Here is a 23,110-nt window from a genome sequence, read left to right as displayed (position 1 = left end):
TCTAATCTGTATTATTTTTTTCACAGAAAAAATCTATCTCAGTTTTTACTATTTGTTGCGTTAATCCGAAATCTTCAGATTTCAACTGAAAATAGCTAATTTTTTCTAGTAAGTAGTTTATTAAATTGTTATGATATCGTATTAAAAAAGCCATGGCCTGTCCCAGGGCTACAGCCAGTTCTTTCCGGTATAAATGGTCATGAAATAAATCGTTTTCCAGTGCTTTTAAGAATAAATCTTTATGCTTAAAGTTTTTAAGCAGGAATTGTTTCGAAAGTGCTTTAAGTGCGGTTATACGTTTCAAATTGTCGCCTGAATTCAGAAGATGCTCAAGTAATTCAGACCGGTCAGTAAATGCTAAAAGGTTATTCCCCATTTGTTCTGAGACTTCCGTTGTCGGAATTTCATCAAACCATTTAGTTAAGGTTTCACCATCCATGGTCTCAGGATCGGCAATTAGTGTAGCCAGAATATATGTTTCACGCCATCCTTTATCCCAAAGGAGTCTGGACAGCACATTATTGCAAATAAATCCCTTTGAGATTTTACGCAGATCAACAATTGAAACACCAAAGTTAACTCTGTAATTCAGACCGGAATCTTTCATCGACTGGCTTACAGGGCCATTCTTACGAAGGTTTATGAGATTCTGTATTTCCTTAAGATCGTTTTCGTTTTCCTGGTTTATATATGTAAAATTCATTTCTTTAATATATCGTTATAAATCCGTTCCTGTTCTATCCCAACCTGCGCTGAAGAAAAGCGCTCTGTAATCTTCTTTTGAATTCCACCCAAGTCATAATTTCTGTACGTATTTACCATTTTATAAATGGCATTTTTCAAAGCCTCCGGTTGATCCGGATCAATAAAAATACCCGCTTCACTGCTTTGAATTTCTTCAGGACAACCTGTAATGGTAGAGATTACCGGTAATCCAGCCAAAAGTGCTTCAAGCGGGACCAGGCCAAATGTTTCGTAGAGGCTGTTTTGAATCAAAAAATCAAATTCTGAAAGTTTACTCAACACCTGATCATTTGACAGTTCTCCGTAGAAATAAACAGAACGGTTGAGCATGCTACCTGCAAGAACCTGAAGGTTTTCCATATCCGGTCCATCTCCAATAATATGGTATTCCACATTTTCAAGATTCAGTTCCCTGATTATTTCAATAACGGATGATACGCGCTTAATCCCATCTTTAAGATCAGCTACTGACACAATTCTAACAGGTCCATCTGCTTTGCTCTGATGTTTTTTTATAATCGCCTCTGCCACATTTGGTATAATCTCCAATTGCTCCTGCTCTACAGAAACGCAGTCTAAAATATCCCTTTTCAAGCGGTTTGAGACCACAAGAATTCTTCCGGCTCTTTTCATTGTGAATCTCAGCAAAAACCGGTAAAATAAACTTTTCTTCCAAAACAGACCATAATGATAACCGGACCAATGCTCTGTTATGATGTATGGCTTCTTAAGTAAAAGATGTATAAAATAAGCGACAACGTAGGTCCTTAACAGAACATGAGCATGAATAACATCTGGTTTTGACTGCTGTTTTAAAACTTCTTTATAACATTTATAAACACCCCGGACATATAAAAAAAGGCTCCAGACTTTATTCCGGGAATTGTAAAAATAAGAATAGGTTGTAATAAGATCAGTCTGTCCGATTAAAACCGTATTAACCGGAATATTTTTCCCTCTTGAACTATTAACATTTATTACGCTATGGCGGAAGTTTATAGAAGCTGCAATGTGCTTGAATATAAAAATTCCTCCCTGGGGACTGTTTAAACCCGGGAACCATCTTGGTATATGTAAAATGTGACCTATCGCAGCGTTCATATCACGTTTCAGGTATTATCATACAAAAGTGTCAAATAAAAACAGATTTTTAAAATATTCCTTACATATATACAGGTTAACGCACCAAAGTTCAGACTTGAACGGTCATTCAAACAAAAAAAGCGGCTACAGGATTCATCAGCGCTAATTTTTGCGTATTTTTAAGCCTGAAAACATTAAGAATAATAAATCCTGAAAATCGAATAAAACAATATAATGAAACAAAAAATTTTAGTCACAGGTGGAACGGGGTATATTGGTTCACACACTGCCGTGGAATTAATAAATTCTGGTTTTGAAGTTGTAATTGTAGATGATCTTTCCAATTCCTCCATAGAAGTTCTGGATAGCATTGAAAAAATCACCGGTACAAAACCTGCATTTTATCAGTTCAATCTGCAGGATATGTCAAAAACACAGTCACTTTTTGCCGAAAACAAAGATATTAAAGCCATCATTCATTTCGCAGCTTCAAAAGCCGTAGGTGAATCGGTGCAGGAACCGTTACTTTATTATAAAAACAACGTACTTTCATTGATTAATCTGGTTGAAGCCATGAGGATCAGTGATGTTAAGAATATTGTATTCAGCTCATCCTGTACGGTTTACGGACAACCGGATGAGTTGCCGGTTACCGAAGAAACACCAAGAAAAGAAGCTGAGAGTCCATATGGGAACACAAAAGCCATTTGTGAGGATATTTTAAGAGATTCTGCAAAAGCTTATGGTAACATCAATGCTATTGCTTTAAGGTATTTTAATCCGATTGGGGCACATGAAAGCGGACTAATTGGCGAACTGCCACAGGGGATCCCAAATAATCTGTTGCCTTATATTACTCAGACTGCAGCAGGATTAAGAGACGAACTTAAAGTATTTGGTGATGATTATAATACGCCTGACGGAAGTTGCATCAGGGATTTTATTAACGTGGTTGACCTCGCGAAGGCTCACGTTTTTGCCATTAACAGATTATTAGATGGTAAAAATAATGGTGCATATGAGTATTTTAATGTGGGTACCGGAAATGGAGCGTCAGTTCTTGAATTGGTTAAAACCTTTAGTGACGTCAATAAAATAGATCTGAAATACAGTATTGTTGGCAGACGTGCCGGTGATATTGAAAAAATATATGCTGATACCACAAAAGCAAATCAGGAGCTTGGATGGACAGCTGAGAAAACTCTGGCAGAAACTCTGGCTTCTGCATGGAACTGGGAGAAACATTATCGTGGACTGAAGTAATAGCTAAGACACAAGATGTTTGGATTTCTGAATTCTAATTAATATTTTACGAAAAACAGTTTAACAAAGAATAAATGAAAAAAATATTAATCACAGGAGGAGCCGGTTTTATCGGTTCACATGTTGTCAGGTTATTCGTTAATAAATATCCCGAGTATAAAATATTTAACCTGGATAAGCTTACATATGCAGGTAATCTTGCGAATCTTAGTGATATTGAGGGCCGTGAAAATTACAGTTTTATTAAAGGTGATATTGTAGATGAAGGTTTTATCACTTCGTTGTTTCGCGAACATCAGTTTGATGGCGTCATTCACCTGGCTGCGGAGTCTCATGTGGACAGGTCAATATCCAATCCAACTGAATTTGTATTTACCAACGTTATCGGAACGGTTAATCTGCTGAATGCAGCCAGATTAATCTGGAAAGATAATTATGATCAGAAACGATTCTACCACATCTCTACAGATGAAGTATATGGTTCACTTGGCATCAGTGGTTTTTTTACAGAGACCACTGCTTACGACCCTCATAGTCCGTACTCTGCATCTAAAGCAAGCTCAGATCACTTTGTCAGGGCTTATCATGATACATTCGGAATCCCGACGGTTGTGTCAAACTGCTCAAATAATTATGGCTCCTATCAGTTTCCTGAAAAGTTAATCCCCCTTTTCATCAATAACATTAAAAATAACAAGCCTTTGCCAGTATATGGTAAAGGAGAAAATGTAAGAGACTGGCTTTGGGTAGAAGATCATGCCAGGGCAATTGATGTCATTTACCACAAGGGTAAAACCGGCGAAACCTATAACATTGGTGGACACAATGAATGGACGAATATTGCACTTATAAAACTCTTATGTCAGATTATGGACAAAAAGCTTGGACGTAATCAGGGACAATCAGAAAAACTAATTACTTACGTTAAAGACCGTGCGGGACATGATTTGCGGTATGCTATTGATTCAACGAAACTGCAAAATGAGTTAAACTGGCAACCTTCATTACAATTTGAAGAGGGGCTCGAAAAAACCGTGGAATGGTATCTAAGCAATGAAGCCTGGTTGAATAATGTTGTATCAGGGGAATACGAAAAGTATTATGAAACACAATATAAAGAAAGGTAGCGTTTAAAACAGACCATAAAAAAAGGCGACCATCGGTCGCCTTTTTTTGTATCTGATACAGAATGATTATTCTTTATCTTCCTTTGCATCTTCATCAGCCTCTTTAGCTTTGGCTTTTTCAGGAGCTTTTGGAGCTTCTTTCTCAGCCTTTGGCTCTTCAGCTTTTTCAGATTTTTCTTCTGCTGCAGGAGTTGCTTTTTCTTCTTTAACTTCCTCCTTTGCCTCAGCTTTTGGTTCTGCCGGTTCAGCTTTTTTAGGCGCAGCCTTTTTTGCTTTTGGCTTAGCAGCAGCCTCAAGCTGATCTTTTAAAGCAGCAAGGTCTGTCACATCACCAAGAGTGGTTTTCTCAAGGTTGTCAACAACTTTCTTCATGCCCTTTTTGTTTGAAGAAGCCTGAGATTTGCGTTTTGCTTTATCTTCAGCACGTTTCTCATCTTCAAAAACCCGGCTGTGAGAGACAATGATTCTTTTTGAATCCTTGTTGAACTCAATAACCTTGAATTCCAGTTTCTCATCCATTTTCGCTGGTGTGCCATCTTCCTTAACCAGATGTTTTGGAGTAGCAAATCCTTCAACACCGTAAGGTAAAGAAACGACAGCTCCTTTATCAAACAATTCAATAATTGTTCCTTCATGGATAGAACCTTCACTGAAGATCGTCTCGAATACATCCCATGGATTTTCCTCAAGCTGCTTGTGGCCAAGACTTAAGCGACGGTTATCCAGATCAATTTCAAGTACTACAACTTCAATATCAGCACCTATCTGAGTGAATTCGGCAGGATGTTTGATTTTTTTGGTCCAGGAAAGATCCGATATGTGAATCAGACCGTCAACACCTTCTTCAATTTCAACAAATACACCGAAGTTGGTGAAATTACGAACAGTTGCCGTATGTTTACTTCCAACACCATATTTTTCGTTGATATTAGCCCATGGATCTTCTTTCAGCTGTTTGATCCCGAGTGACATTTTACGCTCGTCACGATCCAGAGTAAGGATTACTGCTTCCACATCGTCACCAACTTTCAGGAAGTCCTGTGCACTGCGCAAGTGCTGGCTCCATGACATTTCAGATACGTGGATCAGACCTTCAACTCCCGGAGCAATCTCAACAAATGCACCGTAATCTGCCAGTACAACCACTTTACCTTTCACTTTATCACCAACTTTAAGATCTTCATCCAGTGAATCCCATGGGTGTGGTGTAAGCTGCTTTAATCCGAGTGCAATACGTTTCTTGTCATCATCGAAGTCAAGAATAACGACATTCAGTTTCTGATCCAGCTGAACAATTTCTTCCGGATGAGTAACACGTCCCCATGAAAGGTCGGTAATATGGATAAGTCCATCTACACCTCCAAGGTCAATGAATACACCGTAAGAAGTAATGTTTTTAACTGTTCCTTCAAGAACCTGACCTTTTTCAAGTTTCTGAATAATCTGTTTTTTCTGTTCTTCAAGTTCAGCCTCAATAAGAGCTTTGTGAGATACCACGACATTGCGGAATTCCTGGTTAATTTTAACCACTTTGAATTCCATCGTTTTCCCAACGTAAATATCGTAGTCGCGAATTGGTTTAACATCAATCTGTGATCCCGGAAGGAAAGCTTCAATTCCGAATACATCCACGATCATACCACCTTTAGTACGGCATTTGATGTAACCTTTGATAATTTCATCATTATCAAGAGCAGCATTAACACGATCCCATGAACGCATAGCACGCGCTTTTTTATGAGAAAGTACAAGCTGTCCTTTTTTGTCTTCCTGGTTTTCAATGTAAACTTCAACTGTATCACCCACTTTTAGCTCAGGATTGTACCTGAATTCATTTAAGCTGACAATACCGTCTGATTTAAAGCCGATGTTAACAACAACTTCTCTTTTGTTCATTGAAATAACAGTACCTTCAACAACTTCTTTTTCAGCAATAGTTGAAAGTGTACCGTCGTAAATTTTTTCAAGTTCACTGGCATCTTTGTCAGGAACATCATCTCCCCTTTCAAAGGCATCCCAGTCGAAATCATCTGATGCTGCAGCTTTAGCTGTTTTCTTTTCTTCCTTAACAGTTTCTTTTTTAGCTACAGGTTCAGCAACTTCTTCCTTTACCTCAGCAGCAGGTGCTTCTTCAGCTTTTTCTTCTGTTTTTGGGGTTTCTTCGGCAACGGGTGCTGCTTCTGTTTCTTCTTTGGTTTCTTCAACAGGAGCTTCCTGTTTTGTTTCTTCGGCTTGTTCAGCCTGGTTTTTTACCTCTTCCTGAGGCTCCTGGTTTTCCAGTTTTTTTTCTTCGTTTTGTGACATAAATTAATTAACTCTGTAAAAACTAATAAGTTAGACATTATATTTTCTTATCGCGGCGCAAAGATACACTATTTATCAGTAATGCTGAAAGATTTCACACTTTTTTATTGAATTTCATATGGTTAAGTATGCTGTTTATCCTCCATGGCAAATAATAAATAATCATAAGCTTATACGATACATATTCTGTTGTAAATATTTGTTCATAAGATTGATTTTAAATTCTTGGATGCAATGAACTATGTATGCATTTTTAAGGTTGATTATGGAAACAAAAATGATATAATGATATACGATTCTTTAGGAAACACCGGAATAAATGTGAGTAAGATTTGCCTCGGCACTATGACCTGGGGAGAACAGAATACAGAACTTGAAGCCCATGAACAACTCGATTACGCGATCGATCAGAAGATCAATTTTATTGATACAGCTGAGATGTACTCCGTTCCGTCCCGGCCGGAAACTCAGGGACTGACAGAAAAGTATATCGGATCATGGCTCAGAAAAAGACAGGACAGGGATCAGCTTATACTTGCCAGTAAAATTGCGGGGCCCGGGATGGAACATATCAGAAAGTCTCCCTCCTTTTCCAGGTTGCATATAAACGAAGCGATCGAGAAGAGCCTTGAACGTCTGCACACAGATTATATTGATCTCTATCAGCTTCACTGGCCGGAAAGACCAACAAACTTTTTTGGACGTCTGGGCTACAATCATAAATCGAATGGCATAGGCACAGATTTTAAAGTTGTTCTGGAATCGTTGCAGGAACAGGTTGAGTTAAAAAGAATCAGATATATTGGATTATCCAATGAAACACCATGGGGACTTATGTCATTTTTAAAACTGGCTGATCAGTATAATCTTCCCAAAATAGTCAGTATCCAGAATCCGTATAGCCTGCTGAACCGCACTTTTGAAGTGGGACTGGCAGAGATTGCCATCAGAGAAAAAGCCGGATTACTTGCATATTCTCCCCTGGCATTTGGATTGCTCACAGGAAAATATAAATCAGGTGGGATGATGCCTCCGGGAGCCAGACTTACTTTATTCAGTGACAGGCTGCCAAGGTATAGTAAACCAAAAGCATGGGAAGCAATGGAAAAATATGTAAAACTGGCTAAGGATTCGGGCTTAAGTCCTGCTCAAATGGCACTGTCTTTTGTTAGCAGCCGTGATTTTGTAACCAGTACAATAATTGGTGCAACCTCTATGGCTCAGTTAAAAGAAGATATTGAAAGTATTAATTTGACTTTATCCGATGATATTTTACAGGCAATAGAGTTGATCCACAGGGAAATACCTAATCCGGCGCCATAAATGAAAGCAGTATCACATTAGCTGCTTCGCTTCTTTCTGATTTAGTTTCATCATTTTTGCTGCTCTTATTGGTGATGGGCGACTGTATCTGAATAAAAACACGAGAACTGCGGCTACAGCCAGTAAATACATGTTTGCAGTGAGAATATACATGGTTATGGCGTATATAGCAGAAAGTTCCATCAAAGATATTTTGGTAAATACAGCCGACCTGTAGGCTGTTAATTTCTTCTCAAAGTCTTTTTTCATGGCGTTTTTAACGATGGAAGCTGCAATGAACTCACCTGCAATGACAGCTATAAAAGCGGATGCCACAGCAATATATAAATCAGTGTTTACTACAGTTATGCCCTGTTTTTTCCCATAGGTGACAAATAGGGCAATCATGGCATATACAAATAAACCTCCCAACATAGCAGTAAAGATCATTAGGGTTACTTTTACATGATCCTTAGGCACAAAATCAGACATAGCTAAACGTTTAACTTTAGTACAAACATACAAAAAAAGAGGCACATCATACTGATGCACCTCCTTTTAGGGATGATATGATAACATATCTGGTCAATCAACTTTTTTTACTGAACCAATACCCGATGTTTCCAGTTTGGTAACTTCTGCTGGTCCTTTGTATTTCACACTGCCAATGCCATCAGATGATATAGACAGTTCTTTTGAAGCATAAGCCTCAACGCTTCCGATGCCGGAATGCTCAAGTGATAAATAGGCTACATTAAAATCATATGCATTCATGCTTCCAACACCAGTATGTTCTATATTGGCACTTTTTGCTCTTCCTTCCATAACAAGTGAACCGACTGCATTTACTTCAGCATTAAGCTGGTTACAGTCAAGTTTTAAATATGTTTTACCAACACTGTTAATTTCCAGAGATAACCGGTCCAGTTTTAATTCATCCCTGCATTCTGTTTTACCAACAGAATTAACTTCAAGCCGAGTAATGCTTTTTAACGTAATGTAGATATTACTTTTTGTGGAATGCTTGATGTTAAAATCATCTTTTGTTTTGATTTTCAGTGTATTGTCTTTGTTTTTAACAATCACAACATCCTGTAAATTTTCATCCGTTTCCACTTTTACCATCTCCTGGTCGCCCTGAAGCAGATAGATATTGAACACTCCGTCTATTTCAAGCTCAGAAAATGGAGATACAGCACGTGAGGTGGTCAGGACATTGCCGTTTCCTCTTATGTTTATGTCATCTTTCGGAGCATCAAATGCTACCAGGGTAAGCGTTAAAACAACTGCAGAGAGAAGAATTATATTTTTCATAATTTTTTAAGTATTATTGTTGTACTATTTCAAATACGTCTTAAACGTTTAAAAGTTACAAAAACTGTTAATATATTTATACGAACTTAAATTTATTTGTATGAAAAGTATAATGTTAATATCCCTGCTGTTTCTGACAACGGCATTGTTTTCGCAGAATATTACGGGTCACTGGAAAACCATCGATGATAACACCGGTAAGGCCAAGTCTATAGTAAAAATTTATATTAAAGACGGTAAAGCGTATGGCGATATCATAAAATTACTGGATAATGATGAGGAAAATCCGTTGTGTGATAAATGTCCAGGAAACAGACATTTGAAACCTCTTATTGGTTTAACTATAATTACCGGGTTAAAAAATGACGAGGGTTACTGGAAAGGCGATGATGGAATTCTGGATCCGGATAATGGCAAACTTTATGACGTAAAAATATGGAGGGAAGGCAATAAACTGAATGTAAGAGGTTATATTGGTCCCTTTTTCAGAACTCAAACATGGTATCTTGAGGAATCGTATAATTAAAATAAAAATAAAATCATGAAAAAATCATTAGTAATCACTCTGTTTCTGCTATTTTCTGCCATTACACTCAACGCTCAACCTTATCAAACATCTGTTGGTTTACGTATGGGATTTGAAAGCGGTATTACGCTGAAGCATTTTGTCAATGATCATACGGCGCTGGAAGGAATTTTTTCAACACGCTGGAATAATATCGCTGTAACCGGTTTGTATGAGGTACACAATGAAGCTTTTGATATCGAAGGTTTGATGTGGTATTATGGTGGCGGTGCACATGCCGGATTTGGAAATCCCTATACGCGTAGTTTTATAGCCGGGGTTGATGGCATTGTCGGACTGGAATATACCTTCAGGGAATTCCCTGTAGATATAGCTGTGGACTGGAAACCATCATTTGATATTGTGGGCAGGTTTTATGGCTGGTTTGGTGGAACTGCTCTGACAGTGCGGTATAACTTTAAATAAGATCATAACGATATACAAGAAAAGGGCAGCTTCGGCTGCCCTTTTTCATAACACTAATTTATTAAATCAACTCAATAAACTAAACTGAATTTATCTTTACTGCATTCTTTTGATGCTGCAACCTGTGGCACGTGTAACATTTTCCGCAATATCTTTTCCAGCTGCCAGTGATACAAGGGCATCCTTAAGATAAAAATCCTTTACTGCAGATGCATCTTTGTAATTATCATCGATGGCACCAATGTAGACAAGCTTATCATTTTTGTCAAATAAAAAGACATGTGGTGTTGTCATGGCACCGTAAGCATTTGCAAGTTTGCTGTTTTCATCAACTACATAGGGCCATTTGTACTGATGTTCAGCAGCATGTTTTTTCATTGCTTCCATGCTGTCATCGCCATCCCGTTTCATATGGTTTGAATTGACGAGTATCATTCCAACCTTATTCTCTTTTGCAAGCTCTGCAACTTTAGGATACCTGTTTTCCCATGCCAGAACAAACGGACAGGTATTACATGAAAAGATCACCAGGGTTCCGTTTTCTTTTTTCACATCATCAAACGAATACATTTTACCGTTGGTATTTTCCATTTTATAGGTTGTATATGGGGCTTTATCACCTATTTCAAGTGTACTGTACTGGGCCGATGCAATCATTGCAACAGCCATAAACGCTAACATGAACAATCCTTTTTTCCTCATAACTCAATGTTTTTATTGTTATTACAGCCTAGAATTTAATTAACTCAATAGTATAAACCTTAGCATGCATCTGATTGTTTATCTCTAAACTGTTAAAGAATTTGAATAAAACTATGCAACACAACCTTTCTGATATACAAATCGATTACAACGGTGATCCGTTACTGGAAGCCAATCTACCGGATGATCCGTTAGTTTTGTTTCATCACTGGTTTGAACAGATTTCTGCCACTTATAACTCCCAACCCAACGCAATGGTACTATCCACACATGGAAAAAACGGTTTCCCTCAATCCAGGGTTGTTCTTTTAAAGGGGTATTCTGATCAGGGTTTTAGTTTTTACACGAACTACAACAGTCAGAAAGGGAAAGGAATAAAAAAAAATCATAAAGTTTCCCTTACATTTTACTGGCCTGAGCTTGAAAGGCAGGTAAGAATAGAAGGTCTGGCATCTAAAACCACTGAGCAGGAAAGTGATGAATATTTTAACTCCAGACCATTGGACAGCAGGATTAGTGCTATTATTTCTGATCAAAGCCAAAATGTACCATCCAGAGCCTATCTCGACGAAAAAGTTGAGAGATTCAGGTCAGACATGCAAAATAATCCGCCCAAACGCCCTGTAAACTGGGGAGGCTATATTGTTGCACCTGTTTCTGTAGAATTCTGGCAGGGAAGGCCAAACAGACTTCACGATCGTATTTTATATAAATTTAAAGGTGAAAAATGGAAGAAATCCAGGCTTGCACCCTGAATTATTCCGGGAGAACCGTAACATGAAAGCATTTTTCCCTGTTTTCCAGAAGGACATAACACTCCCCTTCTTCCTGAAGTTTTATCAGTTCACGGGCAAGCAGGTTTCTTAATCTGTATGTATAAATTGATTCCCTCGAATCCCACTTGGCAAAACGTGTTTGCGATATATCGAAAGTGATACCGTAAAAGTGGGCTGATTCATTTTTGGTGGCATTGTAATTAAACGATCTGAGCTTCTTCTGATCTTCATTTGTTCTCAGAACGGATGTTAATACAAATCTGTAAGGTATAATTCCATTTTCCTCATAACTGGCTTCCATTCTTTCTCCCAGCAAATTCAGAAAATCAACGGTGTGTTCGGTTAAATATGGTAGTGAATGTGTCAGGACTGAAACAATATACCTGTCATTATCGGTGACCTCTTCCAGTTCGAAACGATCACAAACGTCCTCTTTGTTTTCATCAAACCAGGAGTGACTTTCAATGATCTGTTTTAACGGACTGCGCTCCACAGCTTCCAGATGATCGGCATTTGGATGCTTTTTTAAAGCCCTTAATTCATCACGCGACAAGACAGAAACACTAACATAATCGATAGATTTTCCTTTGGGTTTACGGTTACATGACCACAGTACTGAAAATGATGCCAGGAATAAAAAAATAAAAAAATTATACGTTCTAAAATACATTATGCAAAAGTTGATCCGTTCCACCCCCATTTATGCCTTTCCACATCAGAAAACTCAATGTAAATCCGGGATCTGTCAATATTAAAGTGTTTGGTTATAAAATCACATATTTTCTCAGAAAAATCCTTGGTCTGATCAGCAGGCAGTCCAATGCTCTTCAATTCAATATATGCCAGGGCATCCGTTTTTGATCCGAAAATCATAGAACTGTCCGTATTAAGTTCTATCATGACATACTTTTCTGATTTGTTCAGCAGACCGGCAATAAATGCGGAGCACTCCTTTAGAAAAGTATTCCTGTCCGGCAATTCTTTTGTATTTGTTGCGATCCTGAAATATGGCATAACTATTTCTCTATATTTGAAAATTCAATTAAATCCAATGGTTTAACAACAGGCTTATAATTAAGTTTAACAATATCAAAGTTTCGTTGATAATTCAAAAAATTGATTTTCGTATTTACCATACCGCTCCAGTTATTCACCCGTTGAAAATTAAACCCGGACGTGGTCAGCTTAAGATTCAGATAAGGAAGACAGCGGTCAAATTCCGGACCGAATTCGTGGATTGCCGTCAGAAAATAATATGTGACATCAAAGCCCAGCAATCCGTAATACGGGAAGTAAGCTGTTGGATCAGTATAAAACTTATCCCTGAATAAGCTAATGACAGCTTTTGTATCAGGATCATCAAAATTGACATAAAACGGTGCGTATAATATCGTATTTGACTTAAATATCATCTTAAGATCCGTCCCGCCAAGATTTTGAAAGTCAGGGTAACCAAACAGGGTAATATTTGTCATATTTCGTTTATACACCAGATTTTCTATCGTTGGAACAACATTACTCAGCGGTTCCATCCTTTCACTTTTGGTCGCTTCAGGAGGCAGGACAACCAGGTTATGTTTGCCGGGATCAATTAGCTTTTCGAGTCCCTGAAATCCGTCTTTTTTCACATCCACCTCTTTGAATGATACCGGTTGATAATGGTCAAGACCTACCCTGAATAACTGCCGTTTCAGCATATTTACAAAGATGCGGTTGCTTTCAGTTTTATCACCCGTATAGGCCACAATAATGTTACTGCCCTTGAACTTATCTACAATATAGTTTACGGTAGGTTCAAATAAGGCAGAGAGAAACGGATTGACCTGGTAAACATAGGGATTATTGATGGTTAGTTCATCGGATGGATTATACGGTATAACAAGTTTAATTTCATTTGCTTTACAAAATCCGGATACCAGTCTGACATTATTGGTATAAACCGGACCTATGATCAAATCCATGTATTTCAGTTCTGGTTTGGCCAGAATATTTTTCACCACATTGGTATCATTACCTGTATCGTAGGTGTAAAGGTTAATATTCTGTCCTTTTCTTTTCAGGGAATCCACAGCTATAAGCATACCCTCATAGAATTCCCTGAATCCGTTTTTATCGGTTGCCGGATAAACTTCAAGGGGATCTTTAATCCGGATAAGTGTGTCACCATCTTCCGATACTTCCTTTACTACATTAAAGGTATCGTTGGCTTCAAGAAAGAATGGCCAAAGCACCGCAACATTAACCGGTTCATCGTAGTACTGTGTATCACATCCGGCAATAAAAGCTTCAGCAAGCAGTACACTATCCCTTTCGTACTGGAGATTTCTTTCCGGTTTACGCTTCCCCGAGCTTACGACGGACAATGGTGTTTCGTATTTTTGTTCAACCGGGATCCTGACAAGATCACCCCGTCTGTATCTGCCCCATATCGGAATATTATCATTGGCAGCTTTAAGCTGATCCACTGTAACTGAGAACTTGTCAGCAATATCTTCCAAAGATTCCCTGCGTTCCTTAACCTTGTAAACCAAATGATCCTTGTCCTGTAATTTCTTTTGTTCTGTAGAAATTTTACGGATGGCAACCTTGGGAATTTTAATGATATAACCAATCTTCAGGTTTTCAGGGTCCTTTATATTATTGGTTGCCATTACTGCATCACGATCAACATTATACTGACTGATAATGGAGTAAAATGTTTCTTTGGGTTTTATTTTATGATAAAAATAAGTGCTGTCTTCAAATATGTAAACGGTTGAATCTTTTTGTGTATTCTCGTCCGCTACTGTTACAGGCGGTTTGATTTCAACTACTTTTTTTGGTACTCTGACTTCACTTCCTACCGGAATATCGCTGGATTCCAATCCAGGATTGGCCTCCAAAACACTCTTTACCGGTTTATTATACGTTCGGGCAATGGAAAAGAGTGTTTCTCCCGGTTCTACAACATGATATATATATGCGTCATTTTTCTTCGTATCTTCCTTCTCTTCCCTGTGAACCGGAATTTTCAATTCGGTTCCGGTTATCAGAATATTTCTGGCATCAGGATTATATTTAAAAATTTCCTCTTCCGTAACGCCATATTTCCTTGAAATAAAGAACAGGGTTTGCCCTTTTTCAACCGTATGAAAAATAAAGTCCCCGGATTCCCGGAGTTCAGAATCGGTGCTGTTACGTCCTTTTACAACCGGAATTTTAATGATCTGTCCAAGTTTAAGACCGTTCGCAGTTTCCGGGTTGTACTCCACTATTTCAACGCGTGATACACCAAATTTTCGTTCCAGCGTATAAAAACCTTCTCTCTCCTTTACCTTGTACAGGTAAAACTCCTTTCCGTTTTCTATGATTTTATTGCTGGTAATTTTTTCAGCTCCGGGGTTAACCTGTGCTACTGATGCAGCTGCAAAAACAGATGTGAGTATGTATATGATAATAAGTTTCCTCATATTTTCTGAATTAACGCAAAAGTAATAAAATTTAGTGCAAACATGTCCATTCAAATATTCTCAAATATGAACCGGATTTGTCTCTCATTTGTTTTTTGAACTTAAACAGGCAGCATGAAAAACAAGGCAATAAAGCTTATATTGGTCTGTATCCTCTGTATTTCAATAATTTCCGGAGCTACGCTATTCATTCAATATTTATTAAAATAACTATTCATAGCGCAATCCTGCAAGGATATCTTTTTTACGAACCTGTACACCTGCTGCAGTCAGTATTATGATAAGACCACACAATACCAGAACACTTAAAACAATAAATACTGTACGGAATGATACCTGCGTTCCCGCAGAAATTAAACTTGGCAGGGTTGCCACTGTAGCTGTGACAATTCCTGTTATCAATCCTGCAAAAAGCAAAATAAGATATTCAACAGCCAACATACTGCTTATTCGTACTGATTTAAACCCAAGACTTTGCAGCAGCGATATTTCTTTTTTACGTTCAAATACGCTTCTCGCCAGAATAATGCCTAAGCCGATAATGCCAAGAATCAGTCCCAAAACGCCGAGTATAAGAAATATAGCCAGATAGGTATTTTCTATGGAATAGAATTGATTCAGTTTATCCGTGGATGAAATTAATTCAATACCATAGTCCCGGAAGTTTTGTTCCAGTTCCGCTTTTATTCCGGCGGCCTGCTCTTTTTCTCCGTTCACCAGCATAATATTTGAACCGGAAGACGATGGGAAATATTTTAAAAAGTTCTGATTACTGATTATTACGTAACCCTGAAACACTGAATTGGCCAATCCTCCAATAAGTTTTAATTTCAGTCTGTCACCTGTGGCAGTCTGGTATTCCAGTGTATCACCAATCTCTTTCCCAAGACCCCACAGAATAACGGTCTGATCGGCTATGGCTGGTACAATATCATCACCTAAATCCTTATTTAATGAACGCCATGGATTGGTTTGATCCAACAAGGGGTCTTTCGTCACAAAGGTAAAACGTCCGTCCAGTTTATCCGGCTCTACTCCCAGAATGGCGGGATTTGTAATTCGGTTCAGGTTCAGACAGCTGGCATCATCACCTTCTGCTTTTCTGAACTGAATAAATGATGCAGGTGTTGTAAATCCTTCCTCGTGCTGCACTGCGGAAGAATTAAGATTTTTCAGAACAGGAATTGTTGTTTCAGTAAAAAAAAGACTGCCGCCGGTTCCACTGTTTCTGGCATCTGCACTGGCAGACATATCTTTCCGGTTCAGACCGGTTGAAACAACAATAAAGGTTCCCAGGGTAAAAAGTATGATGACCGACATGCTCCGCCCTCTGTTTTGTGTCATATTTTTCAAGCTGAGCCGAAAGTAAGAACGAAGAACGAGATTGCTGTTTTCCATTTTAATAAGCCATGAACGGAATAGTAGAATAACGCCTGCCATTAATGCACCTCCCAGGGAGAACCAGAGTCCTGTATCTGATGTATGACCTGAAATTATCAGTATCACAATCAGAATAATGGTTCCGGCTGAAAGAATCCAGCCGGTGAAAATAAATACTGTGTTAAGGTGTTGGCCTGTCTTTTTAATGGCGCGCTGTTGTTGCGTTATATTTTTCTTAAAGGTGCGTAAAAACGTAAAATATATGGTTAACATGATTGTAAACAGCGAAACCAGTGCTCCCACCAGAAGGGTGGCAGCATCGATATGCGCAACAAGCATTTCAGTCCTTACAATATCATTCCATACCCTGTTTAAAGCCACGAAAATCATCCTGTTGTATCCTACTGAAAACAGCAGGCCAGCCAAAACACCCAGTATGAGAGTAATGCCTGTTTCAAGTACCAGCAGATACTTAATCTGTCCGGGTGGAATACCCATTGCCGAAAGAGTACCGATTTGTTCTTCCCGTTTGCTGAGATGAAACGAAACAAGCAAAATAACCAGAATAAAACCGGAAAGCAGAATAAAAAAGCTTAAGCCAATAAATAACTGTCCGAAATCGACTCCGTTTCTTGCAGCGAAAAGTGCATTTTGCTTTACGGGGGTTACAATCAGCCCAAGGTCCGCAGCATCAATATGCTGTGTAAACTGTTTTGCAATAGCGGTTTTCGGTTCATTAAGATACAGTGCCGTAGCAATACCAAACCTGTTGCTCCACAATTTTACCGCCGTATTGTAACTGATAAAAGCTTTTGGAGCACCTTTATATTCATCCCAGTAATCTTCATCCTTATCCCTTATGGCATCCAGATTAACAGGAACGCCTGTCTCCCAGTCACTACAATTCCCTACGTCGGATAAGCCCGGAATATCCGGCATTAAAGCTGGATCGGCATAAAGGCCATCCATTGCATGAATCTGTCTTACCACCAGAGTTGCAGAATCAGTTGAAAGATCTCTTAACGGCCCTACCACAAAGTATTTTATGGTCAGTGTATCTCCCGGTTTAAGGTTCAGATCATCAGCCAGCCATCGGTTTACATCTATTTCATCATCTCTGAGTGTTAAATTGCTCATAGAACCCACAAAAGAATACGGTGTTGATTTATGACCCGCAGAGATGGCATTTACAAAATAAGTCAGACTCCGGTTTGCATTCGGAAAAGCATCTGCAATCTTCTCTTCAATAAATATACGGTCTGAGGTCATCCTGTAGATTCCTTCTTCATGCGATTTACCAATACGTAAACCGGCATCTCTAAGCGTAATCTTTCCTTTTATATCCTCCCCGGAGAGTTTACTGTCAGTAAACAAGGCCACATTCACCCTTTCTTTTAAATCATTTTGTTTTTGCAGCTCAGACAGATTCACAAAAACATTGTAAGGGGCAGTTTGTGAGTTACGCAGATTAAAAGCACCTGTCTCTTCTTTAGATAAGATACGGGCAACGTTAACCCTTAACGCAATCAGTTGTCCCTCTTCAGCTACAAACGGAGCATTACGCGGTACAGGCGATGCTTTATCCAACCGTAGTAAAAAGCCATCACCTGGTTTTAGATTTAACCGTTCAGCCGTATTAAAACCTATGGCCACATTCAATCCGGATAAGGTCTTGTATATTCCTGCATCTGAAATACGACTGAAACTACTATCTATGCCCAGAACCTGAACTTTATTCAGACGGAATTTACCTCCATCTGATACCGCCGAACCATCCAACCTCAGCACAGGAACACCATTTAACTCTTCAACCAGTTCAGTCGAAAAATAGCGGTCAACCGATGTCAGTGTCTGCGTGGTATGGCCAAGTCGGATCATGGCAATATTTTCCAGACTGTACTTTACAGAATCACCTACAATGAGTGCTCCTGTAATAACCATTGTGCTAATGATAACACCTGACATGAGAGACAGATGTGACCTGAAATAGTATCTGAAACTTTTTATGGCAAGTTTAAGCGTTGTCATTTTATTTCTTCTGTTCCAGTTTACCTTTTGTCAGCCTGTACACTTTTTGCATCCTCCCGGCTAATTCCAATGAGTGGGTGACGACAATAAGTGTTGTGCCGGTTGTTTTATTTATTTCAAGTAAAAGATCTATGAGAGCTGCAGCATTTTCTTCGTCCAGTGCTCCGGTTGGTTCATCTGCCAGGATCAGTGATGGATTATTTATCAGCGCTCTTATAACGGCCGTTCTCTGGCACTCGCCACCGGAAAGTGTAGCGGGTTTATCATTTCTTCTGTCCCATAAACCCATCTCCCGGATAAGCTTTTCAGCCCTCTCTGCTGAACCGGATTTATCCTTTAAGGGTAAGGTTGGAATCATTACATTTTCAAACAAGGTACATTGTGGAAAAAGATGATGCAGCTGAAAAACGAAACCTATATTCGAGTTTCTGAACATCTGTAGCTGGTCCTTTGAGAAATTTTCAAGGTTCCGGTCATTAAAAACAACAGTTCCTTTATCCGGTCTGTCAAGTGATCCAATAATATTAAGCAGCGTTGATTTTCCACTGCCTGAAGGTCCTGTTACCGCTATGGCCTCACCTTTTTCAACCTGTAATGATAAATCGTTCAGAACCTGATGATAATCATGTGCGCCGGGGGTCCCAAAACCTTTCTGAATTTTATCGAGTTTTAACATTTCCTGTGATTTCTAAAACCCTCTAAGGTAAGTAAAAATAACGGCTTTACAAACCACCGGTTTCTAATCTTCATTCCATATTTTCCACGCTGCCTCCGCTTGTCCGTGGAGCATTTCCAGGCCGTTTTTAACACTGGCACCTTTTTCAATTCCCTTGCTCATAAATGTGGTAATTTCCGGATTATAAACCAGATCAAACAGCACATGATCCGGCGTAAGAGCATCATAAGGAATGTCCGGACAGGCTTCAACTTTTGGGAAAGTGCCCAATGGTGTGGCATTGATGATAATCAGACGGTCTTTTATCATGGCTTCATCAATAGCATCATAACTGATTTCGTTTTCCCCGAGCTCTTCAATAGAAGCTGAAACAAAATCTATGTTGTTTTTCTTAAGCACGTGTTTAACAGCCTTTGATGCACCTCCGGTGCCAAGAATAAGAGCCTTTCGGTGTTTTTCCGTCAGCATGGGGATTAGAGAATTTTCAAAACCGATAATATCGGTATTGTAACCGATGAGCTCTATCCGTCCACTTTCTTCCCGTACAAATTTTATGGTATTGACCGCACCAACTTCAAAAGCCTCGTCATCAATATCATCCAGATACTGCATAACCTGCTGTTTGTAGGGTATGGTACAATTCAGACCATATACCTCATTTTTATAATCCAGAATTTCAGGAAAACGGTCGATAGAATCCAGTTCAAAATTTACATATTCATGATCGTTCAGTTCTTCACGTTCGAATTTTTCAGTGAAATATTTTTTTGAAAATGAGTGTCCAAGCGGATATCCCAATAAGCCAAATGTTTTCATCTTTTTTTAATAAATAAGTTCTTTAAAACCGGATCTTATCATCCGGTATATCTCAGTTCTAAGTTCAATTTTCTTTCTGTGCTGCCAGTTTCTCCAGCAACCAGATCACAACAATACCTGTCAATGCAAATGTTATGGCCAGAATAACTTCCTGGTTAAAAGCATGCGGAATGAACCAGTTATATCCTTCCACAATTTTTTCGCCACTGCTTTTCAGTATCAGTTCACCGGATGCATCTGTTCGGAAAATCTCATTCTTCCATGGCCACAGAATCCCAAGAGAGCCCAGAATGAAACCGGTTAATACCGCAATGGTCTGGTTTCTGAACCGCTGGAAAACCCAGGACAAAACATAGGAAAATCCAAGTAAGCCAACACCTGCACCGGCTATAACCGGCAGCAAGACCTTGATATTAAGATTATTAACAGCATCGATCATAACCAGCTGATAGTTTCCCATCAGTATCAGCACAAAAGAACCGGATAAGCCAGGCAGGATCATGCTGCATGCTGCTACAATACCACAAACAAACAAATACAGGACTCCTGCATCTTCCGAGGCCGGAGTCAGTACAGAAATAGCTATGGCAATGCCGGTTCCAACCAGAAAAGCGGAAATAACAGGAAAATTCCATTTATTAATCGTTCTGCCCACAAAATAAACTGAAGCCAGGATTAGGCCAAAGAAAAACGACCATATGTAAACCGGATAGTTCTTAAACAGAAAATCAAGGAGGTGAGCCAGCGACAGAATACTTATAGCAACACCGGCCAGAACAGCAATTAAAAAGTAGAGATCTGTATGTTGAATCAGTTCCCTGAATTTACCTTTCATTAAAAGCCTCAATGCTTTCAGATTAAAAGACTTTATTGCATTAATCAGCCGTTCAAAAATACCTGTAATAAGCGCTATCGTTCCACCTGAAACACCGGGTATCACATTGGCTGCACCCATTCCAAGACCTTTAAAAAATAAAGAAATATACGTTTTCATAAAGTGTATTAATCATCAGGTTATTATCTGTTAACGGTTTTGAAGACCGTACCGTTTTAAAACATTGTAAGCTTTATAAAGTCCCAGTTCTCCGGCCTTACTCAAATCTTTGTTCCCCTGCTCCAGGTTGCCCAGGTAAATATTTGTAAGACCACGGTTGAAATAGGCTTCAGCAAGTTCCGGTTCAAGCCGGATCGCCTCGGTATAATCGTTTAATGCCACCTTGTAATCTTTAAGTATGGTGTGTACATTGCCTCTGTTATACCAGGCAAATGCAAAATTTGGTTCCAGTTCCAGCACCTTATTATAGTCATTTAAAATAAGGTCATAATCCAGTATTTTCTTTTCAGTCTTAAAATCAGCAGTGCCCTGACCGCCTGTCATCAGCTGGCGACCGTTATTTGTAGTTTTAATGCTGGGATCCGGTGCTACCTCGTCTTCAATGGACAGGACAAATTCAACCGTTTTAAAACGCAGAACGGCGCGGTAAAAATAGGCAATCGCCCAGTCGTTTTTCATTTCTATTACCTTATTCAGATCTTTAATGGCAGAACTGAAATCCTTGACCATATCATAGTTCAGTGCACGCTCCATATAGCTAATAGCACTGTTAGGGTACATATCAATGCGTTGCGAAATGGTTTCAATGGTCTGAAAATGCTCATCCACCTGTTTCTCTGTCAGGGTCTGATTATCGTTGGTGAGATATATGGTTTTGTTAATACCTGAATTCCGGTTGAACCGTTCAAGCAACGAAGCATAATAATTCTGCCGGGTTTCAAGTTTTGGATCATCAGGATAAAGTGAGAGCACAAATTCTTTTTCCAGGTCGATAACGATGTTTCTGTTTTGAATCTGGCCGCGGATGTTGCTTGAAAACTTGTTTTTTTCATTTTCACTGCTCTCATCAAAGATTACGATTTTCTTAAAATTCTGTATGTCAGTATCCTTTTCATCCCTTTTATCAGGGGTATCATCTTTTTGAGCCAGACTGACATCCTTCAGCTCTTTCTTACTGTTTTTACGTTTCTCACTGGCCTTTTCTTCTATACCGTAAGCCATATTGATATCCTGTTGCATCCCATTCTGATCACCCAGCATCTGGCGTGCTTTGGCACGTGCATAATAAGCCGGTGCAAATTCAGGATACTTATTAATGACCCGGTTAAAATCATCTATGGCATTAAACGCATTTCCAAGCTGATTATGAATTAAACCACGATTGAATAAGGCAATATAATTGTCCGGTTCAATATTCAGCACCATAGTAAAATCTTCCACTGCCCTGTTATTATCCATGATCTCAGCTCTGATGAGACCCCGGTTAAAGTAGGCCACTGAATTGTTTGGGTCAAGGGAAATAGCCTTATCAAAATCATCCAGCGCATCCATATAATCTTTCTGGAAATACCGGGCAATACCACGATTCATATAAAAGAAGGGTTCATCCGGTGTTAAACGGACTGCCATATCGAAATTATCCTCTGCTTCCCTGTACTTCTTCTGCTCAAAGTCAACATGACCACGATAGGCATAGCCTGCCGGATTATAAGGGTTTAATTCAATCGCTTTATCAAAATCCGGAATTGCTTTTGCTGTATCTGCCGTTTCAAGATAGGCTTCTCCCCTGTTGAGGTAAGCCCTGGCAAAACCTGATTTTAGCTTTATCGCCTGCGAGTAATCTTCTATTGCACCTTTATAATCCTGCAGCGCCATTTTACTTACCCCTTTATTCATAATCAGGGATGTATTGTAAGGATCATATTTCAGGCCCGTCGTAAAATCTGCATTGGCTTTATCATATTCTCCAAGCCATTGATAGCAAATTCCCCTGACGTTATAGGCATCAATTAAAAACGGGTTATTCTCAAGAGCCTTGTCACAGTCCTGCTTGGCTCCCATGTAATCATCAAGATAAAACTTCCCCACAGCACGGTAAAAGTAAGGTTCAGCCAAATAAGGCTTTGCCATAATAACCTGGTTAAAATACTGAATAGAAAGGACATAATCTTCAAAATAGAGTGCATTTCGTCCGATGGTCATTATCCTTTCTGTGTTCAACTGGGCCTGGGCTGGTAAAACAAAACCCAACAACAGCACAAGTAATATCTTCTTTATTCTATTCATCATTTAAACCAGAGCAAAAATAAAAGATTTTTTA

Annotated in this window: 20 protein-coding genes; 6 read left to right on the top strand and 14 right to left on the bottom strand. The window is 39.0% G+C overall.

Going from position 1 to position 23,110, the window contains the following annotated elements:
* Position 1 precedes the first annotated feature (1 nt).
* Positions 2 to 703 carry a DNA alkylation repair protein gene (locus ACE1EF_RS02800; RefSeq protein WP_375719090.1) on the bottom strand — a complete coding sequence of 234 codons (702 nt, stop codon included), beginning with the start codon at positions 701 to 703 and terminating at the stop codon, positions 2 to 4.
* Positions 700 to 1,845 carry a glycosyltransferase gene (locus ACE1EF_RS02795; protein WP_375719089.1) on the bottom strand — a complete coding sequence of 382 codons (1,146 nt, stop codon included), beginning with the start codon at positions 1,843 to 1,845 and terminating at the stop codon, positions 700 to 702. The genes ACE1EF_RS02800 and ACE1EF_RS02795 overlap by 4 nt, the downstream gene beginning before the upstream one ends.
* 216 nt (positions 1,846 to 2,061) lie before the next feature.
* Here ACE1EF_RS02795 and galE point away from each other — a divergent pair, with 216 nt between their 5' ends.
* Positions 2,062 to 3,090 carry a UDP-glucose 4-epimerase GalE gene (gene galE, locus ACE1EF_RS02790; RefSeq protein WP_375719088.1) on the top strand — a complete coding sequence of 343 codons (1,029 nt, stop codon included), beginning with the start codon at positions 2,062 to 2,064 and terminating at the stop codon, positions 3,088 to 3,090.
* 74 nt (positions 3,091 to 3,164) lie between these two features.
* The gene (rfbB, locus tag ACE1EF_RS02785) at positions 3,165 to 4,217 is read left to right on the top strand and encodes a dTDP-glucose 4,6-dehydratase (protein ID WP_375719087.1); all 1,053 of its coding nucleotides are present in this window, start codon (positions 3,165 to 3,167) and stop codon (positions 4,215 to 4,217) included.
* Positions 4,218 to 4,283: 66 nt separating this feature from the next.
* Here the strand turns inward: rfbB and rpsA are convergent, their stop codons facing one another.
* A complete protein-coding gene (rpsA, locus tag ACE1EF_RS02780) occupies positions 4,284 to 6,521 on the bottom strand; it encodes a 30S ribosomal protein S1 (protein WP_375719086.1) in 2,238 nt (745 codons plus the stop codon).
* Positions 6,522 to 6,806: 285 nt separating this feature from the next.
* On the opposite strand from rpsA, the gene ACE1EF_RS02775 reads away from it, so the two are divergent.
* On the top strand, positions 6,807 to 7,844 hold the full coding sequence (locus ACE1EF_RS02775; protein ID WP_375719085.1) for an NADP(H)-dependent aldo-keto reductase: 1,038 nt from the start codon (positions 6,807 to 6,809) through the stop codon (positions 7,842 to 7,844).
* A 12-nt stretch (positions 7,845 to 7,856) separates the two neighbouring features.
* Here the strand turns inward: ACE1EF_RS02775 and ACE1EF_RS02770 are convergent, their stop codons facing one another.
* Together ACE1EF_RS02770 and ACE1EF_RS02765 are read right to left on the bottom strand one after the other, a co-directional pair.
* The gene (locus ACE1EF_RS02770) at positions 7,857 to 8,315 is read right to left on the bottom strand and encodes a hypothetical protein (protein ID WP_375719084.1); all 459 of its coding nucleotides are present in this window, start codon (positions 8,313 to 8,315) and stop codon (positions 7,857 to 7,859) included.
* Between the two features lie 93 nt (positions 8,316 to 8,408).
* Positions 8,409 to 9,137, bottom strand: coding sequence for a head GIN domain-containing protein (locus ACE1EF_RS02765; RefSeq protein WP_375719083.1), 729 nt, complete (start codon positions 9,135 to 9,137; stop codon positions 8,409 to 8,411).
* Positions 9,138 to 9,237: 100 nt separating this feature from the next.
* Between ACE1EF_RS02765 and ACE1EF_RS02760 the strand changes: the two genes are divergently transcribed.
* Together ACE1EF_RS02760 and ACE1EF_RS02755 are read left to right on the top strand one after the other, a co-directional pair.
* A complete protein-coding gene (locus ACE1EF_RS02760; RefSeq protein ID WP_375719082.1) occupies positions 9,238 to 9,663 on the top strand; it encodes a DUF2147 domain-containing protein in 426 nt (141 codons plus the stop codon).
* Between the two features lie 15 nt (positions 9,664 to 9,678).
* A complete protein-coding gene (locus ACE1EF_RS02755; protein ID WP_375719081.1) occupies positions 9,679 to 10,128 on the top strand; it encodes a hypothetical protein in 450 nt (149 codons plus the stop codon).
* A gap of 96 nt (positions 10,129 to 10,224) precedes the next feature.
* Here ACE1EF_RS02755 and ACE1EF_RS02750 read toward each other — a convergent pair whose 3' ends face one another.
* On the bottom strand, positions 10,225 to 10,830 hold the full coding sequence (locus ACE1EF_RS02750) for a thioredoxin family protein (protein WP_375719080.1): 606 nt from the start codon (positions 10,828 to 10,830) through the stop codon (positions 10,225 to 10,227).
* A gap of 113 nt (positions 10,831 to 10,943) precedes the next feature.
* Here ACE1EF_RS02750 and pdxH point away from each other — a divergent pair, with 113 nt between their 5' ends.
* Complete coding sequence (pdxH, locus tag ACE1EF_RS02745; protein ID WP_375719079.1) at positions 10,944 to 11,585, top strand: pyridoxamine 5'-phosphate oxidase; 642 nt, start codon at positions 10,944 to 10,946, stop codon at positions 11,583 to 11,585.
* Position 11,586: 1 nt separating this feature from the next.
* On the opposite strand, the gene ACE1EF_RS02740 is transcribed toward pdxH, so the two are convergent.
* The 8 genes from ACE1EF_RS02740 to ACE1EF_RS02705 form a co-directional block, all read right to left on the bottom strand.
* A complete protein-coding gene (locus ACE1EF_RS02740; RefSeq protein WP_375719078.1) occupies positions 11,587 to 12,276 on the bottom strand; it encodes a DUF5715 family protein in 690 nt (229 codons plus the stop codon).
* Complete coding sequence (locus ACE1EF_RS02735; RefSeq protein ID WP_375719077.1) at positions 12,276 to 12,620, bottom strand: phenylpyruvate tautomerase MIF-related protein; 345 nt, start codon at positions 12,618 to 12,620, stop codon at positions 12,276 to 12,278. The genes ACE1EF_RS02740 and ACE1EF_RS02735 overlap by 1 nt, the downstream gene beginning before the upstream one ends.
* A gap of 2 nt (positions 12,621 to 12,622) precedes the next feature.
* Entirely contained in the window at positions 12,623 to 15,055 is a 2,433-nt protein-coding gene (locus ACE1EF_RS02730; RefSeq protein ID WP_375719076.1) for a LysM peptidoglycan-binding domain-containing protein, read from the bottom strand.
* Between the two features lie 210 nt (positions 15,056 to 15,265).
* Entirely contained in the window at positions 15,266 to 18,463 is a 3,198-nt protein-coding gene (locus tag ACE1EF_RS02725; protein ID WP_375719075.1) for an FtsX-like permease family protein, read from the bottom strand.
* Between the two features lies 1 nt (position 18,464).
* A complete protein-coding gene (locus tag ACE1EF_RS02720) occupies positions 18,465 to 19,139 on the bottom strand; it encodes an ABC transporter ATP-binding protein (protein ID WP_375719074.1) in 675 nt (224 codons plus the stop codon).
* A gap of 63 nt (positions 19,140 to 19,202) precedes the next feature.
* Positions 19,203 to 19,955, bottom strand: coding sequence for a shikimate dehydrogenase family protein (locus ACE1EF_RS02715; RefSeq protein WP_375719073.1), 753 nt, complete (start codon positions 19,953 to 19,955; stop codon positions 19,203 to 19,205).
* 64 nt (positions 19,956 to 20,019) lie between these two features.
* Complete coding sequence (locus tag ACE1EF_RS02710; RefSeq protein WP_375719072.1) at positions 20,020 to 20,949, bottom strand: DUF368 domain-containing protein; 930 nt, start codon at positions 20,947 to 20,949, stop codon at positions 20,020 to 20,022.
* A gap of 30 nt (positions 20,950 to 20,979) precedes the next feature.
* Complete coding sequence (locus ACE1EF_RS02705; RefSeq protein WP_375719071.1) at positions 20,980 to 23,079, bottom strand: tetratricopeptide repeat protein; 2,100 nt, start codon at positions 23,077 to 23,079, stop codon at positions 20,980 to 20,982.
* Between the last annotated feature and the right edge of the window lie 31 nt (positions 23,080 to 23,110).

The sequence above is a fragment of the Quyinboa sediminis genome, from assembly GCF_042219855.1.
Classification (GTDB): domain Bacteria; phylum Bacteroidota; class Bacteroidia; order Bacteroidales; family UBA5342; genus JBHJHP01.
The sequence above is the reverse complement of the archived record's forward strand: the minus strand, read 5'-3'. Positions and strand labels throughout refer to the sequence as shown.

Excerpts from the sequence above, each read along its gene's own strand:
- ACE1EF_RS02800 (WP_375719090.1), bottom strand. The coding sequence starts at position 703 with ATGAATTTTACATATATAAACCAGGAAAACGAAAACGATCTTAAGGAA.
- ACE1EF_RS02795 (WP_375719089.1), bottom strand. The coding sequence starts at position 1,845 with ATGAACGCTGCGATAGGTCACATTTTACATATACCAAGATGGTTCCCG.
- galE (WP_375719088.1), top strand. The coding sequence starts at position 2,062 with ATGAAACAAAAAATTTTAGTCACAGGTGGAACGGGGTATATTGGTTCA.
- rfbB (WP_375719087.1), top strand. The coding sequence starts at position 3,165 with ATGAAAAAAATATTAATCACAGGAGGAGCCGGTTTTATCGGTTCACAT.
- rpsA (WP_375719086.1), bottom strand. The coding sequence starts at position 6,521 with ATGTCACAAAACGAAGAAAAAAAACTGGAAAACCAGGAGCCTCAGGAA.
- ACE1EF_RS02775 (WP_375719085.1), top strand. The coding sequence starts at position 6,807 with ATGATATACGATTCTTTAGGAAACACCGGAATAAATGTGAGTAAGATT.
- ACE1EF_RS02770 (WP_375719084.1), bottom strand. The coding sequence starts at position 8,315 with ATGTCTGATTTTGTGCCTAAGGATCATGTAAAAGTAACCCTAATGATC.
- ACE1EF_RS02765 (WP_375719083.1), bottom strand. The coding sequence starts at position 9,137 with ATGAAAAATATAATTCTTCTCTCTGCAGTTGTTTTAACGCTTACCCTG.
- ACE1EF_RS02760 (WP_375719082.1), top strand. The coding sequence starts at position 9,238 with ATGAAAAGTATAATGTTAATATCCCTGCTGTTTCTGACAACGGCATTG.
- ACE1EF_RS02755 (WP_375719081.1), top strand. The coding sequence starts at position 9,679 with ATGAAAAAATCATTAGTAATCACTCTGTTTCTGCTATTTTCTGCCATT.
- ACE1EF_RS02750 (WP_375719080.1), bottom strand. The coding sequence starts at position 10,830 with ATGAGGAAAAAAGGATTGTTCATGTTAGCGTTTATGGCTGTTGCAATG.
- pdxH (WP_375719079.1), top strand. The coding sequence starts at position 10,944 with ATGCAACACAACCTTTCTGATATACAAATCGATTACAACGGTGATCCG.
- ACE1EF_RS02740 (WP_375719078.1), bottom strand. The coding sequence starts at position 12,276 with ATGTATTTTAGAACGTATAATTTTTTTATTTTTTTATTCCTGGCATCA.
- ACE1EF_RS02735 (WP_375719077.1), bottom strand. The coding sequence starts at position 12,620 with ATGCCATATTTCAGGATCGCAACAAATACAAAAGAATTGCCGGACAGG.
- ACE1EF_RS02730 (WP_375719076.1), bottom strand. The coding sequence starts at position 15,055 with ATGAGGAAACTTATTATCATATACATACTCACATCTGTTTTTGCAGCT.
- ACE1EF_RS02725 (WP_375719075.1), bottom strand. The coding sequence starts at position 18,463 with ATGACAACGCTTAAACTTGCCATAAAAAGTTTCAGATACTATTTCAGG.
- ACE1EF_RS02720 (WP_375719074.1), bottom strand. The coding sequence starts at position 19,139 with ATGTTAAAACTCGATAAAATTCAGAAAGGTTTTGGGACCCCCGGCGCA.
- ACE1EF_RS02715 (WP_375719073.1), bottom strand. The coding sequence starts at position 19,955 with ATGAAAACATTTGGCTTATTGGGATATCCGCTTGGACACTCATTTTCA.
- ACE1EF_RS02710 (WP_375719072.1), bottom strand. The coding sequence starts at position 20,949 with ATGAAAACGTATATTTCTTTATTTTTTAAAGGTCTTGGAATGGGTGCA.
- ACE1EF_RS02705 (WP_375719071.1), bottom strand. The coding sequence starts at position 23,079 with ATGATGAATAGAATAAAGAAGATATTACTTGTGCTGTTGTTGGGTTTT.